This window comes from Coprococcus sp. AF99-45 (assembly GCF_027663865.1).
GTDB lineage: Bacteria > Bacillota > Clostridia > Lachnospirales > Lachnospiraceae > Allocoprococcus > Allocoprococcus comes.
In genome coordinates this window covers 12,667-27,695 of record NZ_JAQDGZ010000001.1, presented here as the reverse complement: position 1 = coordinate 27,695, position 15,029 = coordinate 12,667, and the positions used below count along the sequence as shown (strand labels likewise).

Below are 15,029 nucleotides of genomic sequence, written 5' to 3'. Positions count from 1 at the left end.
CAATGAATGATGGTTGCACAATGACACATTCTTGTACCGGGCACGCGTCTTTGGCTCATTGTATCTTTTATTTAGCAGAAACTTTTTTACACGCAAAAAGAACCTGCAGGTTTTTCAACCCACAGATTCTCTTATTCCTTCTTACTGTTTATTTAAAAGAAACATTCTCAATAATCACCTGATCAAACATCGTATGAAGTACTCTGCCCTGTTCATCTTCTCCGTTTCCATTCTGATAAACATTTGCTGCATAAACATCATACAAAACTTCTGCACGCTCCGCATCATCCAGTCCATTCAAGAATTCTGCGATTCCTTCATAAATGGCTCCTACCAGATCTCCTTCCTGCGGATTATTTTCAACATATCACTCATAGCTTGTCTCATCTTGTTCCTTCGCACTTTCTTTAAAAGAAATATTTTCATATCTTCAATTATAGACGAAAATCTTTTCAATTTTTGTGCAGAATGCAAGCAGATCCACAACTTCCGGTGACAGACTGTATCTTGTTACCTGACTTGGATTATATGGGTTGCGGGTCAGCGCGTAACCTTACTTTATTCGATTATGAAACCATTCTGAATAGAACGCCGGGATGTCCGTTCGCATTCCTGTGTGTAGGATCATTTATCTCTTCCTCATTTCCATGCATCTATCTCTTCCCGCGATTTGAATATAATAATATTTTTATTCTTATATTTTCTTAGCATCTCATTAATCTCAGGGATTTCATCCCTTGAAAAATTGATAATAAAATTTCTGAATTCTGCTGACAGTTCTTCTTCCTGCCATGGCATATCTTCTCTTTCACTTCCAATACGCCCCTCTACGCCCGCAAGACACACATTTGTTGGCAGATCTAAAAAGAATACCGTATCACATTCTTTAAAACGCATTTCAAGTGTTCTTCCATAATTACCATCGATAATCCATTCTTCCTGCTTTATAATCTCAGATAATTTTGCATCAAATTCCTGCTTTGTTATCGTTGTCCTGTCCGGCTTATGCCAGATCATATCAAGATAATACAATGGAAGTCCTGTTTTGTCTCTGAGTTTTCTTGCAAATGTACTTTTCCCCGCACCAGGACACCCAAGTATCAGAACTTTTTTCATATTTATTTATCTCCTGATCCTTTTCCTAATTATAGTTAAAGAAGCCAACCTCAGTATATCACAAACCTCCAGCAACATTCCCACACATATCTACTCTGGACATATGAACCATTTCCTTCATTCCGTACATATATCCGCCACTATACCATAAAATAAGCGAGCAAAACGAAATATTATAGCAATCTGATGAATGAATGATTTTAGAATCCTGTAATAAAACTGCACTTTTTTTAGAGTTGTTCAATCTTACATTCATGTTCCTTTGTCTTGCTGTTATAACTGATTCCAACAGCAAGAATGCGTCCTGTATATTCCTTTCTTTCTGCTGTTTTTCCTTTAAACCGCAAAGCATATTCTTTTTCTTTTATCTGTGCAATTGCCTCTTCCGGCTTATGATCTACTTTCAGTTCCAGTATCATACAATCCTGATCATGTCTGATTGGATAAAAAATAAAATCAACATATCCTTTCCCCGCTTTATCTTCCCGCTCCACTCTGTACTGGTCTCTCGCAGCCAGATATACAAGATTGATAATTGCTGATAATTCTGTCTCATTATTGTACGATAAAATCGGTACTTCCGTATTATGTGCATACTGAATAATCTTTGCCATTGTTTCCGTATCGCCCGCAAGAGTCGCCTGCAACATTTGCGAGGACGCATTTGCCAAACGATACACATATCCCAAAGATTCTTCTTTTTTCATCATTGCTGCATAACTGCCCATAAGCTCCTTATTCGGGATAAACACCATCCCGTTATCATATGTCAGAAGTCCATACACAACCATTGCTGAATAAATCTCTTCTTTTGTCTTTAATTCCTGTGCTGTCGCAGCATACTCCTGTATCCCGGAAGGTATTTTTTCTCCCGCAAACATCAGTGTCAGATCATTTTGAATCTGATCCACATTATATCGGATATAAGTAAACACCGAATCATATTTGCCAGAGCTTACCCAGTAATTCGATAATTGATTGTCGGTAAGCGCACATACTACAGAACGTGGATTATACAGTCGTTCTCCGGAGGCTGTATGATATCCATCATACCACTCTCTCAGGCTTTCTCTGGTAATCTGTGGTTTTTTCGTATTTTTCAGATAACGGTCATACAACACGTCAACTTCTTCATCTGAAAATCCAAAATACTCACTGAACCTTACTCTTGTTGCCATATTATATTCCAGAAACATATTCAATTCTGATCCATCCGAATACTTTGCAATCGGAAGAACACCAGTCATATATGCCAGTTCTACATAGCTTTTTCCTTTCAGTAAAAGCTTCAGAAAAAGAAGAAAATTTTCTCTGTCCCGCTCTGTAATAAAAGACATATGAAAAACAGCATCCCATTCATCCATTACAAAAACAAACTTATCTCCTGTCTTGTCAAAAACATGCGATAAAATATCCCATACTGCTGCATCAGATTTTATCTCAAGCTCTGGATACGCTTCTTCAATATCCCGGATCAGACCATCCTGGATTCTGAGGATATATTCCTGATAATTTCTGCATCCCCTCGGCATTTCACTGAAATCAATATAGATCACATCATGCCTGCCAGCCTGTTCTTTATAGTGCTTATACCTTGAAATATAAAGATCATCAAATAAGGATTCTTCCTCTGTATTTTCAAAAAAAGCCGCGATCATATTTGCCATAATCGTCTTCCCAAAACGCCTTGGACGGGTAATACAGAAAAAGCGCTGTTCCTGCTGCAATGCCGGAATCAATTCTTCAAGTATCTCCGACTTATCAACAAAATAGGGCCCATTCTTGACGGTTCTGTATTTATCATATGGTTCTTTATTATTCAAAAACTGTCCCATTTTATGTGCCCTCCCTCTATGCCTATAATATGAGTATAGCCTTTTTTCTCCGGTGGTGCAAGAATTATAAAAATGTAAATCTATTTCGCATTCAGCTTCCAGTCCGCTGACTCCATCTGCATTTTCTACCGCTCTCATACGATGTACAATGATTTTCCGGTTTAATGATTTCAATTTCATTCTTTTCTGATGCCCCTTTTATAAATGCATCAATTGTGGTCAGCGTGTTTCCTTTTCTGGCACTTCCGTTAATAATTACAATGTTCATATATCCCCTCCAACCATCGAATTATATACTCTTTTTATTTCACCAAATCTTTCCGATTTAATTAAAAATTTATAACACCATTATCAATGTACCTGCTCCTATCAAAATACAGCCAATGAGTGATTTTGCAGTAAACTGTTCATGTAAAAACACAAATGCCAATATAAGTGTGATTACCACACTCAGTTTATCTATTGGTACAACCTTTGATGCATCCCCCATTTGTAAAGCTTTATAATAGCACAGCCACGAAGCTCCTGTTGCTAATCCAGATAAGATTAAAAAAATCCAGCTTTTCTTACTGATTTCTGCCAGTCCATTCTGCGCATGAGTAAGAAAGACCATGCCCCATGCCATGATTACTACAACAATGGTTCGGATTGCAGTTGCCAGGTTGGAATTCACTCCTTCTATACCTATCTTGGCAAGAATTGAGGTTAACGCAGCAAATACCGCTGATAAGACAGCAAATATCATCCACATAATAACACCTTCTTTTCACATAAAAAAATAAGAACTGATCATTTCACCAATCTGTTCTCTTCTCCCCAAATGCAAAGTTGATCCAGTACAGTCATCAATGACTTCCCTCTTTCTGAAAGGCTGTACTCCACCTTCGGCGGGATCTGCGGATATTCCGTCCTGATAATCAGTCGGTCTTTCTCCAGCTCTTTGAGATTGGTACTGAGTGTTTTGTCGGAAATAGTTTTCAGATACCGTTTTAATTCATTGAACCGTACCGTTTCAAACTCCATCAGACAGTATAGAATAACCATCTTATGTTTGCCGGAAATCAGGGACAATGTGTAGGCAAAGCCTGTATCTTCAAAATTTGCATTTTCGATATAGTTCTTTATCATAACGCTTTCTCCTTAGATAGTACCTGTCTTTTTTGTTAGTACTTGAATTTATAAATTGCCTGTATATAATTATAAGCAGGATAAATCATACTGTCAAATGAATTTCAAGTTATGAGAGCAAAACTAGTTACTGTTCACAGTAAATGACATTTACTTAGGAAAATTTCTTATCAGAAAAGGAATTTCCCTTTTTCAACTATATAAATTGATAGTAACGCTCAATTCACCTTCCAATAATCAGCATGAGTCAAACAATCGTCCAGTCCAAATTTGAATCCTTTAAATTAATATTGTTTTCATTCGTATTGCCGTATATAATCTTTATTATATGATGTAAGTGTCAAAAGTATCAATTGCGTTTGTGCTCGCGCAAATAAGCAATTGATACTTATTGACACGCCGAACACTGAAAACGAAATAAAATGATATGAATACGCCATTTTATGGGAGTTTGAGGTGTTCAAGGATTGCGGGAATCGCTTCGCAATGGAGCAATCTGATTACACCAGTGAGCGGCAAAATTTACTTTTGACACTCACATCATTATTATACAAAAAAAGGAGTCTGCACGACTATGGATTATATTTCTGTAAAAGAAACTTCGAAGAAATTCCATTTATCTGAACGCCGCATACAAAAACTCTGCGAAACCAACCGGATTGAGGGTTGCAAAATGGTCAGCGGCATCTGGTTGATCCCTGCCTCGGCCACTAAACCTTCCGATGAGCGAATGACGAATTTCCCGAAAGATTCCGATTATCTCTCTTTAAAAGAATTATGTGATATACTTTCCATTTCGACCGCAACCGGGCGCAACTGGATCAAGCTTGGCAAACTTATTCCTGAATATACGGATAAAAGAAAGCCTTATTTTACAAAACAATATACCGAAAAGTTGAAAGCCGAACTGCAATCAGGCAAAAATCAATCGCTGAAAAGCAGACGTAACAAGAAATTTGTCTGTGGAAATTCTCTTTACAGCGCCTATATTTCTGAAAATTGTCAGAATATCGAACCACTGCAGCAGATTCTCCGAATTGTAACCGATGAATCCATTGCTCTTTCATCGGATGTGATTCAATATTTCATTGCTGACTGTGCCCTGCATTTGCTCGCCCAAAAATATGATCTTTCTTTCAAGCATGAAAAAGCGTTGCTGAGCAGATTTTTAAAAAAAGAAATCACCCTGTCTCTATACGACGAACTGATCTATGCTTTGATTGCAGATTCCGAGCAGGCTCTGCTTTTCTGTGAAAAATATTCTCCGCTTTTTGATTTTGATTATGTATACGAACCTGCTGAAGATATTCTTGGTCTCATTTACATTTCTTGTAAAAATATCGACAGCCGCAAGGCAACCGGCTCCTACTATACGCCTACCAAAATCGTCAAAAAGCTGATTGAGAAGCTGGATATTGCATCAGATGCCAGAATTCTGGATCCCTGCTGTGGAACTGGAAATTTTTTATTGCAACTTCCAGCACATGTTCGTTTTGACCAGATTTATGGCAATGACACCGATACAATCAGTGTAAAAATCACCCGGTTGAACATGGTTTTAAAATATGACATTCTTTCTGTCAAAACTCTGTACGAGCATATAACCGAAGCCGATTATCTTGCATCCGATTCAAAAACCTCTTATCAGTATATCATCGGCAATCCGCCATGGGGATATGAATTTTCCGAGTCGGAAAAGGAAAAGCTTCGCAAAAACTATCGGACTGCTTCCGGGAAAAATATAGAGTCTTATGATTTGTTTATTGAAAAAGCACTACGTAATTTGTCCATAAACGGACAACTCTCTTTTATTCTTCCAGAGGCAATACTTAATGTAAAGGCACATACACCGGTCCGTACTGCCATTATGGAAAGTAATTCCATCCGATATCTTAATTTTTTGGGAAATGCCTTTGATAAGGTTCAGTGTCCCTGCATTATATTGCAGCTCATTCACACCGGAAAGCCACTTTCGACAGTCGGAATGGAAGTATCCGACTGTAGTCACTGTACAACCATTCTGACAAACCGTAAAATTTCAGCCGAATATTTCAGCTTTCATACAACGGATGCTGAATATCAGCTGCTTGAAAAAATTCGGCATATTCCTAAAACAAAATTCCTTGCCGGAAACGCCGATTTTGCTTTAGGAATCGTAACCGGAAATAATAAAAAATATATTTCTTCCGTGAAAAACAAAGATAACGAAGTTATTTTAAAAGGCTCCGATATCTGTAAGTACCATACTAATCCTAACTCAAACTATATCGTGTTTAACCCACAGAATTTTCAGCAGGTAGCACCTATAGAAATGTACCGTGCGCCAGAAAAGCTTTTGTATCGTTTTATCAGCAGCCAGCTTGTCTTTGCTTATGATGATAAACAAACACTTTCTTTGAATAGCTGCAACTTAGTCATCCCCAAACTTGAAGGACTGCATATAAAATATATTCTTGCCATCCTTAATTCCAGAATTGCACAGTTTATTTACAAAATGGAATTTCACTCCGTGAAGGTATTGCGCTCTCATATTGAAAATATTCCGATTCTGGATGTTAATGCCGACATGCAAAACAGTATCATCCAAGCTGTCGAACCACTAATTAACGGACTGCCTCCTGAGGGAGCACAAATTGCCTACGAGCAACTTGACCAATTGATTTTTAAATTATTTAATCTTACCTCTAAAGAGCAGGATATCATTAAGCATGCAGTAGATGGAGAAAACAAATTTCTGTTCTGACAAACATAAAACCAGAGATATTCCTGGCTTTCCCTATTTAACAATAGGATTGCCAGGTCTGCTCTGGTTTTTTCTTATCTCCCTTTCTTCTTAACGACATTAAGGACATCTTTTTCAGCAACCAAAAATGGTCTTAGTCCTCTTCTATCATAAAAACCTGACCTTCAAATACATCTGCTCCCGCCTGTTGCAGTAGCTCTTTCAATTGTCTCCGTAATTCTTTCATTTGTATGCCTCGTCTTCACAAAGTCTTATCTCTTATTCCCCATACAGAACACAGCCACAACCCCCGGACCTGTATGTGACCCAATCACCGTTCCAATGCAGTTAATCAGAATATTGTGGACTCCCATCTTCTTCTCCACCTGTCTTGCCACAAATTCCGCATCTTCTTTGCAGTCACCGTGTGTGATCATCACAATATCATTATCCCAACCTTCGGACTGCTTCACTGCCATATCCACGATGTGTGTCAATGCTTTCTTTCTGCCACGTTCTTTTCCAATAACCTTCAGTTCACCATGATCGTCCATGTGGATGATCGGCTTGATCTGGATCATCGTTCCAACAATAGCAGAAGCTTTTGATACTCTTCCGCCTCTATGTAAATGGAATAAATCATCAATCGTAACGTTGTGCATGATGTGAAGCTTGTTCTCCTCCACCCAGGCAGCCACTTCTTCCAGACTCTTTCCTGCACGCTTTAACTGAACAGCTTTGTACACAAGAAGCCCCTCTCCCATGCAGGCGCAGAGTGAATCAATCACGATCAGCTTCCGCTCCGGATATTCTTCCTGCAATTCTTCTGCTGCCATCCGGATACTGTTATAAGTTCCGCTAAGTCCTGACGAAAAAGCAATATATAAAATATCCTTTCCCTCTTTCAGATACGGTTCCAGTGCTTCTCTTGCCTGCTCCGGATTGATCTGAGAAGTAGTCGGCATCGACCCTGCCCTGACTTTTGCAAAAAATTCTTCCCCGGTAAGTCCAATCATATCCTCATAAGACTGTCCATCGATCAGATAAGTAAGAGGAATATACGGAACCCCAAGCTCCTCGGTCAGGTATTCCTTCGGTAAATCTACTGTACTGTCTGTCATGATCATATATTCACTCATAAGTGTGCCTCCTTCATCCCTTTAGGGATTTATATATTACTTATAATTATGTACAGTATACCCTCTTTTCCGCAAGATAGCAAAATCTTTTTCCCATGCTAAAAAAATCTTAAGTTTCTTAATAACTTTTGTCATAATCCGGTATATTTTCCTTTTTTTGTGAAATGCTAAATCTATGCAGAATCCAGGCAGTAAAATATTTCCGGGATTCCAGATTTTCTTAACTTTAAATTATCTCTGAATGGAGGATTCAATATGGAAAAACATACTGTCAGTGCTTCTCTCACCGACAATACAAAATATATGAACCGGGCTCTTCCCGTAAAAAAGAGCTTTGATATTATCGAACGAAATCTGATCATCGGCGGTCAAAATAGTGCCTTTTATTTTATTGATGGTTTCACCAAGGATGAAACCATGCTGAAACTTATGGACTCCTTCCTCAATATTTCCGCCGATGATATGCCAGAGGATGCAACTTCCTTTTCTACAAGCTGCATCCCCTATGTGGAAGTTGATATTCTCGGTGACTTTGACAGCATTTTCAAAAATCTTCTGTCCGGTGTCACCTGTCTTTTTATTGACGGCTATGAAGCCGCTATTGCCATCGACTGCCGTACTTACCCGTCCCGCAGCATCGAGGAACCCGATAAAGACAAATCCCTGCGCGGTTCCCGTGATGGCTTTGTGGAAACAATCGTATTCAATACTGCCTTGATGCGCCGCCGGATCCGCGATCCGCATCTGATCATGGAAATGTATGAAGCCGGCACTTCCACACGCACCGACGTAGCTCTCTGCTATATGTCCGACCGTGTAGACCGCGAACTTCTGACCACGATCCAGAACAAACTGGAAGAAAGCAAATCCCAGGATCTGAAAATGAGTCAGCAATCTCTTGCAGAATCTCTCTTTCAGCGCAAATGGTACAATCCCTTTCCAAAATATAAATTTACCGAACGTCCAGACACAGCCTGCGCCTGCCTGATGGAAGGAAAAGTGATCCTCCTTACTGATACCTCCCCATCTGCACTGATCCTGCCAACCTCCATCTTTGATATGATCGAAGAGGCAAATGATTACTACTTTCCGCCAATCACCGGAATCTACCTGAAAATATCCCGTGTACTGATCACACTGCTCACTGTCTTCATGGTTCCACTCTTTCTGCTCTTTATGCAGAACCCGGCATGGATACCAGAGATCTTCCGCTTCGTTCTGATCGAAGATACGGTCAACATCCCCCTGATCTTCCAGATCCTGATCCTGGAGCTTGCCATCGACGGACTCCGCCTCGCCGCCCTCAACACCCCCAGCATGCTCAGCACACCACTCAGCGTCATCGCCGGTATCGTCATGGGTGAATTTTCTGTCGAATCCGGCTGGTTCAACAGCGAGATCATGCTCTACATGGCATTCGTTTCCATCGCCAACTACACCCAGCCAAACTTTGAACTAGGCTACGCATTAAAATTCATGCGCCTCCTGCTCCTCATCCTCACCGCTATCTTCAACCTCCCAGGATTCCTCACAGGCTGCCTCATCGTCATCCTCTGTATCACCTTCAACAAAACCCTCTCCGGCCGTAGTTACCTGAACGTAAAATTAAACTAATCCCCTGTAGCCTGCAACAAAATTGCAGGCTACACCTACATAACCTTCACCTTTCCACAACACCCCTTCCCACCACTACCTAAATCTCCTCAACCGGTTATCAGTCCAGCCTTGTAAAAAAACGCCTCTCTAATACAGTAAATCCGGCGACCGGGATCAAAAAAATAGTGTTCAATTCACTTATTGTGCAATGGAGATGAGACTCAGGAAGCGCGGAAGCCTTTGCTGAACACGCTTCCCGCCCTAAGAGGCTCATCGTAATGCCCTTGCACAATGGAATTGGACACCATTTTTTAATCCCGGTCGCCAACACAACCTATACCTTAGTCACTCTTTTTTACACCCCTACTTCGTCGTACTTCCAAATCCCCCGTTTCTGACTGCTGTCGCATCGTCATCCACAGTAATTCCATACTCAACAAAAATCCCCTGCATAAAGCCTGTCCCTTTTCCAAGCTCTACCGTTTTATTCTCATTGGTATCATTCGTCAGTTTCGCAAAGATATGACCTTCATTATCAGAATAGAAATAATCGCTGTCAATAATTCCTACCGTATTATTCAGCTGCAGACGGAACTTGAATCCAAGTCCGCTTCTCGGATAGCATTTGAGCACCCAGTTTTCTTCCATTTCCACACGGATCCCTGTCGGGATCTTGATCGTCTTTCCCGGCTCGATCACAAAATCATCCGGTGCATAAAAATCATATCCGGCACTTCCTGCCGTTGCACGCTTCGGCAGTTTGACTTCTTCATATAAAGCCTTGATCTGATCCTCTGTATACTGCTCACCAAAAGTATCCTTCCATCCTTCCATAAACTGTTTCAGACTTACTTTGTGAAATTTAGCAATTCTCTTCATGTAATACAATTTCTCCTTTTCCTAATGTCTCCGGTACGTTAATGACCATCTGGTTCGCGCTGCCTTTCCAGTGCAGATCCAGTTCTTTCTTCTCAACCTCGAATTCTCCGTCCACCAGAACGTCCAGATAATTTACAATATCCATATTCTTGATATCTTTCCATTCATAACCGGTGTAAAGCCAGATCGTCTTTGACGGAAATTTTTCTTTAATCTCTTTTGCCAGCATCATGACCTCATAGGCATTTGCCGAATGTAGCGGGTCGCCTCCACTGAATGTGATCCCACTGATATAATCCTTCTCCAGTTCTTCAAAAATCTCTGCCTTCGCCTTTTCATCGAAGAAAAGCCCACCATTCGGATCCCAGGTCACCGGATTGTGGCATTCCTTACAGCAATGGTCACATCCTGCAACCCAGAGGACAACCCGCAGACCATCCCCATTGAGCATATCATCTTTTGTTATATTATGGTAACGCATTTACATACTTTTCCTTTCCGCAATTTCTGCCATCTTGGCATCATTGAGTCTGGTATCTCCCTTGACTCTCGAATAAGACAGATATCCGTTCATACGGTCAATCTTTGTCAGATTCTTGCTTCCACATACCGGACACACATCCATAGACAGCTCTTCATGACCACAGTCATCACAGTAGGCAAGTGAAAGATTAATGCCCTCATAAAATCCCATATCCATTGCACGGCGTACCAGTGATTTGATAGCCTCTTTGTTATAATTGATTGGGTATTTTACATACTGGATCTTTCCACCGTTACACAGATCCCAGAAACGGTTTTCCAGATCCTGCTTTTCGATCGGTGTAATATCCTCGGTTACATGACAGTGAAAACTGTTGCTCACATACGCCCTGTCCGATACATTTTCCACGATTCCATATTTCTTACGGAACTGCTGTACCTGCACACCACACAGATTCTCAGCCGGTGTTCCGTAAATCGCATACAGATAACCGTCTTCTTTTTTAAATTCATTGACCTTCATGTTGATATATTCCATGGTCTTGATGGCAAATGCTCCATCCTCTACCAGGGACTTTTTATTATAAAGCTGCTGGAATTCATTGAGCGCCGTAATTCCAAAGGAAGCGGTTGCCGATTTCAGCACCGGTTTAATCTTGTCATGGATCTTCAGATGTCCGCCATAGAAACCACCCTCACAGTAGGCAAGCGGATTTGTAGAAGCACGCAGCTCTCCGAGGTATTCGTAAGTACGGATATGAAGCTTCCGAATCAGTTCCAGGTAATAATCCAGTACCTCAAAGAAATCCCGGTTCTCCTGTCTGGATTTGGCAAGGATCATCGGAAGATGGAGACTGACCGCACCGATGTTGAACCTTCCGACAAATACCGGCTCATCCTTTTCGTCCACCGGATTCATACCGCCTCTTTCATACCATGGAGATAAAAATGCACGGCATCCCATCGGACTGATGACCTTTCCGTAGCGCTTGTAAATACTCGGCACATAGCCTTTTCCGGTAAGGCTGAGCCAGTCCGGATACATAGTCTTTCTGGAGCACTCAATTCCGGCTTCAAAAAGATCTTCTCCCGGCTTTCCAGGTCCATGTAAATTTTCATCATAAAGGAACACGATTTTCGGGAAAAGTACCGGTTTTTTATGTCCCGGCTTTCCCTGTCCTCCTGCTCTTACTTCCAGCATCGTCTTTGTGACAAGCTTTCCGTATTCGCTGATATCGGTTCCGCTGGTCATGGTAATAAATGGATAGTCTCCACGGCTTGAGGATACGGAGTTGAACTTATACTCCCATCCCTGGAATCCCTGCTCCATCTCTTTTTCCAGATCCTTCCAGGCAATCTCCTGTGCTACTTCTTCCGAAAGTCCAAGGCTTCTGTATTTGTTCAGATGATTTTCATGGGAACGCTTCGCATAAGGCTCCAGGATCTCATCTACGCTCGGCACGGTAAATCCTCCGTACTGCTGGCTTGCCGCACTCAGTACGATATCTCCGATCACATCAAATGCCGTATCCAGTGTCTTTGGCTCATTGTACCACAGATTTCCCATCTCAAATCCACCGGTCAGTACGCTTTTCACATCAAAGAGACAACAATTCATCGTATCTCTTCTGGCTGACATATCATGGATATAAATATATCCTTCCCGGATTGCCTGTAATTCTTCCACCGTCAGGAAAAATTTCTTATATAATTCTTTGTTCAGCTCATTAAAGATCAGGCTTCGCTTGGTCGATACCAGTGCACTGTCTGTATTACTGTTCTCTTTGTCCCCGATATACATGATCGACTGGCTTTTCTTATAAACCTCGTCAAGCATCTGCACAAAATCCTGCTTGTAATTCCGATAGTCCCGGTAACTTTTTGCCACGATCGGATTCACTTTCTCAAGCGCTCCCTCTACAATATTGTGCATTTCCGGAATCTGGATCTCATGCACTCCGAGTTCTTCTACCTTTTCTTCTACAAAATGACAGATAAAATCAATATCTTTCTGTGAAAATTTGATCAGTGCACGATATGCAGACTTATTGACTGCCACAACGACTTTTTGCACGTTAAATTCTTCTTTTGTCCCATCTTTTTTTACAACTTTCACATTGTTTAAGCTCATCTTCTTCTCCTTTCTGATAACTACAATATATTGTATTCTATTTAAAAGACATACTATATCTTGACCGTTTTCCTCTATTTTAGCACTATCACAGAGAGAGCGTCAATCTGTGAAAATAACCAATTTTCCGGCAGCCAGACAACCAAATCTTCTACAGGCATATTCCTGAAAATCCATTGACATTTTATACCGGACAGGCTTCTCCTTCTGTATTCAGACAATAGCCTTTCATTTTGAAAATCCTCGAATAATTTTTCCAAAACCTTTGGAGACACAAAAAGAGATAAGCCAAAACTGTTTCCTTTTCTGCTTATCTCTTTAATTCATAATCTTGTATTTTTTAGTTTCCACACTCAATACTGATTTCATTGAACATCGTCAGGATTTCATCGATCGAGGTATCCTCTTTATCTTTTCCTGCCTTATCCATCACACAATGTCCCTGATGCATCATGATCAGACGATTACCGTATTCTACTGCATAGCGGAGATTGTGTGTGACCATAACCGTTGTCAGATTTTTTTCTTTTACAATCTTATCGGTCAGCTCCATGATCAGTTCTGCTGTCTTTGGATCCAGCGCAGCAGTATGCTCATCCAGGATCAAAAACTCGATTGGTGTCATCGTAGACATCAGCAGTGCCATCGCCTGGCGCTGTCCTCCGGAAAGTGATCCGACTTTGACATGAAGCTTATCTTCCAGTCCAAGACCAAGCTGGGCGAGCTGTTCTCTGTAATAATCAATACGTGCCTTATTCGTTCCCCGTCCAAGTCCGTAGAACCTTCCTTTATTGTCCGCAAGAGACATATTTTCCAAGATCGTCATGGACGGACAGGTTCCCATAGATGGATTCTGGTACACGCGTCCGATCTTCTGGTTTCTCTTGTATTCTTTTACCCTTGTGATATCTTTTCCATCGATCAGGATCTGTCCGGATTCTACCGGAATACTTCCGCAGATGATATTCAACATCGAAGTTTTACCGGAACCGTTACTTCCTACTACGGATACAAATTCGCCCTGATTGATCGTCAGATTGAAGTCCTCAAAAAGACACATCTCATTGACTGTACCCGGATTATAATATTTGTGAATATTTCTAAGCTCCAGCATTCTTCTTCACCTTCTTCTTTCTCTCCATACTAAGCACCAGAATTACCAGGAATAGTACGGCTGTGATCAGCTTCATATCCTGCGGTTCGAAGTTCTTCAGTGCGATTGCCACACAGGCCTTGTAAATGATAGAACCGATCAATACAGCTGTCGTTGTTTTTACAAAACTGATTTTTTTGAAAATACTGGTTCCGATGATAACACTTGCAAGACCGATTACCATCGCCCCTGTACCACTGGAAATTTCAAATACACGTTCTTCCTGGCAGAAAATACATCCCGCAAGCGAACACAGCCCGTTTGCGATCGCAAGTCCCAGGATTTTCACATTTCCTTCATCCTTTGCCATTGCAGTAACCAGTTTATCATTATCTCCGACTGCACGGAGCAGGTATCCGGACTTGGTATTCAGGTAAAGGTCGAGAATGATTTTCACAATTAACGCAATGATCAGAATGATGAGCAATGTAGAGTAAGCGGAAAATCCTGACGGAAGCAGCTTATCCAGTGTATCATTTTTAAAGATTGTCTTCTGGGAAAACAATGGTACATTGGCTGTTCCTGCCACACGAAGGTTGATCGTCCAGAGCGCTGTCATCATAATGATACCTGAAAGCAGATCTCTTACCTTGCATTTGACATGGATCAGTCCGGTACAAATACCGGCTGCCACACCTGCTGCAAATGCAGCCGGAAGGGTCAGATATGGGTTCGCTCCTTTTGTGATCATAAGCGCCGTTACGGCAGCTCCTAATGGAAAGCTGCCATCTACGGTCAGATCTGGAAAATCCAGAATTTTGTATGTTATATAAATTCCCAATGCAAGGATTCCGTAAATCAGTCCCTGCTCCAAAATCGATACTGCAAAGCTCATTGCATTGCTCCT

The 15,029-nt window shown here is 41.1% G+C and carries 13 protein-coding genes and 2 pseudogenes; 2 read left to right on the top strand and 13 right to left on the bottom strand.

Annotation, left to right across the window (positions count from 1 at the left end; genetic code table 11):
• Window positions 1-148: 148 nt before the first annotated feature.
• The 7 genes and pseudogenes from PGR14_RS00150 to PGR14_RS00120 form a co-directional block, all read right to left on the bottom strand.
• A complete protein-coding gene (locus PGR14_RS00150) occupies window positions 149-301 on the bottom strand; it encodes a hypothetical protein (protein ID WP_156333115.1) in 153 nt (50 codons plus the stop codon).
• Window positions 302-430: 129 nt separating this feature from the next.
• Window positions 431-628: pseudogene (locus PGR14_RS16185) on the bottom strand (DUF1848 family protein).
• Between the two features lie 11 nt (window positions 629-639).
• Window positions 640-1,116 carry an AAA family ATPase gene (locus PGR14_RS00140; RefSeq protein ID WP_008374839.1) on the bottom strand — a complete coding sequence of 159 codons (477 nt, stop codon included), beginning with the start codon at window positions 1,114-1,116 and terminating at the stop codon, window positions 640-642.
• Between the two features lie 230 nt (window positions 1,117-1,346).
• Complete coding sequence (locus PGR14_RS00135) at window positions 1,347-2,951, bottom strand: AAA family ATPase (protein WP_055297085.1); 1,605 nt, start codon at window positions 2,949-2,951, stop codon at window positions 1,347-1,349.
• A 154-nt stretch (window positions 2,952-3,105) separates the two neighbouring features.
• Window positions 3,106-3,219, bottom strand: a pseudogene (locus tag PGR14_RS16180) (flavodoxin family protein); the annotation flags it as partial.
• Window positions 3,220-3,288: 69 nt separating this feature from the next.
• Window positions 3,289-3,702, bottom strand: a complete 414-nt coding sequence (locus tag PGR14_RS00125) for an EamA family transporter (RefSeq protein WP_055158446.1) — start codon at window positions 3,700-3,702, stop codon at window positions 3,289-3,291.
• Between the two features lie 38 nt (window positions 3,703-3,740).
• Window positions 3,741-4,079, bottom strand: coding sequence for a winged helix-turn-helix transcriptional regulator (locus PGR14_RS00120; protein ID WP_008374833.1), 339 nt, complete (start codon window positions 4,077-4,079; stop codon window positions 3,741-3,743).
• 574 nt (window positions 4,080-4,653) lie between these two features.
• On the opposite strand from PGR14_RS00120, the gene PGR14_RS00110 reads away from it, so the two are divergent.
• Window positions 4,654-6,822, top strand: coding sequence for a TaqI-like C-terminal specificity domain-containing protein (locus tag PGR14_RS00110; RefSeq protein WP_055246953.1), 2,169 nt, complete (start codon window positions 4,654-4,656; stop codon window positions 6,820-6,822).
• A gap of 251 nt (window positions 6,823-7,073) precedes the next feature.
• Here the strand turns inward: PGR14_RS00110 and PGR14_RS00105 are convergent, their stop codons facing one another.
• Entirely contained in the window at window positions 7,074-7,940 is an 867-nt protein-coding gene (locus PGR14_RS00105; RefSeq protein WP_055246955.1) for a DegV family protein, read from the bottom strand.
• Between the two features lie 255 nt (window positions 7,941-8,195).
• Here PGR14_RS00105 and PGR14_RS00100 point away from each other — a divergent pair, with 255 nt between their 5' ends.
• Window positions 8,196-9,554, top strand: coding sequence for a spore germination protein (locus tag PGR14_RS00100; RefSeq protein ID WP_270222817.1), 1,359 nt, complete (start codon window positions 8,196-8,198; stop codon window positions 9,552-9,554).
• A 345-nt stretch (window positions 9,555-9,899) separates the two neighbouring features.
• On the opposite strand, the gene PGR14_RS00095 is transcribed toward PGR14_RS00100, so the two are convergent.
• The 5 genes from PGR14_RS00095 to PGR14_RS00075 form a co-directional block, all read right to left on the bottom strand.
• The gene (locus PGR14_RS00095) at window positions 9,900-10,415 is read right to left on the bottom strand and encodes a deoxyuridine 5'-triphosphate nucleotidohydrolase (RefSeq protein WP_270222816.1); all 516 of its coding nucleotides are present in this window, start codon (window positions 10,413-10,415) and stop codon (window positions 9,900-9,902) included.
• Window positions 10,399-10,896: an anaerobic ribonucleoside-triphosphate reductase activating protein gene (gene nrdG, locus PGR14_RS00090; RefSeq protein WP_008374816.1), complete on the bottom strand. Its 498-nt coding sequence runs from the start codon at window positions 10,894-10,896 to the stop codon at window positions 10,399-10,401. The genes PGR14_RS00095 and nrdG overlap by 17 nt, the downstream gene beginning before the upstream one ends.
• Window positions 10,897-13,029, bottom strand: a complete 2,133-nt coding sequence (nrdD, locus tag PGR14_RS00085) for an anaerobic ribonucleoside-triphosphate reductase (RefSeq protein WP_195368174.1) — start codon at window positions 13,027-13,029, stop codon at window positions 10,897-10,899.
• 340 nt (window positions 13,030-13,369) lie between these two features.
• Window positions 13,370-14,143, bottom strand: coding sequence for an ABC transporter ATP-binding protein (locus PGR14_RS00080; protein ID WP_008374812.1), 774 nt, complete (start codon window positions 14,141-14,143; stop codon window positions 13,370-13,372).
• A complete protein-coding gene (locus tag PGR14_RS00075; RefSeq protein WP_055158458.1) occupies window positions 14,130-15,017 on the bottom strand; it encodes an ABC transporter permease in 888 nt (295 codons plus the stop codon). Before PGR14_RS00075 ends, PGR14_RS00080 begins: the two co-directional genes overlap by 14 nt.
• Window positions 15,018-15,029 lie beyond the last annotated feature (12 nt).

Bases quoted from the DNA above. Each gene is read 5' to 3' on its own strand.
- PGR14_RS00140 (WP_008374839.1), bottom strand. From the start codon at position 1,116: ATGAAAAAAGTTCTGATACTTGGGTGTCCTGGTGCGGGGAAAAGTACA.
- PGR14_RS00135 (WP_055297085.1), bottom strand. From the start codon at position 2,951: ATGGGACAGTTTTTGAATAATAAAGAACCATATGATAAATACAGAACC.
- PGR14_RS00125 (WP_055158446.1), bottom strand. From the start codon at position 3,702: ATGTGGATGATATTTGCTGTCTTATCAGCGGTATTTGCTGCGTTAACC.
- PGR14_RS00120 (WP_008374833.1), bottom strand. From the start codon at position 4,079: ATGATAAAGAACTATATCGAAAATGCAAATTTTGAAGATACAGGCTTT.
- PGR14_RS00110 (WP_055246953.1), top strand. From the start codon at position 4,654: ATGGATTATATTTCTGTAAAAGAAACTTCGAAGAAATTCCATTTATCT.
- PGR14_RS00105 (WP_055246955.1), bottom strand. From the start codon at position 7,940: ATGAGTGAATATATGATCATGACAGACAGTACAGTAGATTTACCGAAG.
- PGR14_RS00100 (WP_270222817.1), top strand. From the start codon at position 8,196: ATGGAAAAACATACTGTCAGTGCTTCTCTCACCGACAATACAAAATAT.
- PGR14_RS00095 (WP_270222816.1), bottom strand. From the start codon at position 10,415: ATGAAGAGAATTGCTAAATTTCACAAAGTAAGTCTGAAACAGTTTATG.
- nrdG (WP_008374816.1), bottom strand. From the start codon at position 10,896: ATGCGTTACCATAATATAACAAAAGATGATATGCTCAATGGGGATGGT.
- nrdD (WP_195368174.1), bottom strand. From the start codon at position 13,029: ATGAGCTTAAACAATGTGAAAGTTGTAAAAAAAGATGGGACAAAAGAA.
- PGR14_RS00080 (WP_008374812.1), bottom strand. From the start codon at position 14,143: ATGCTGGAGCTTAGAAATATTCACAAATATTATAATCCGGGTACAGTC.
- PGR14_RS00075 (WP_055158458.1), bottom strand. From the start codon at position 15,017: ATGAGCTTTGCAGTATCGATTTTGGAGCAGGGACTGATTTACGGAATC.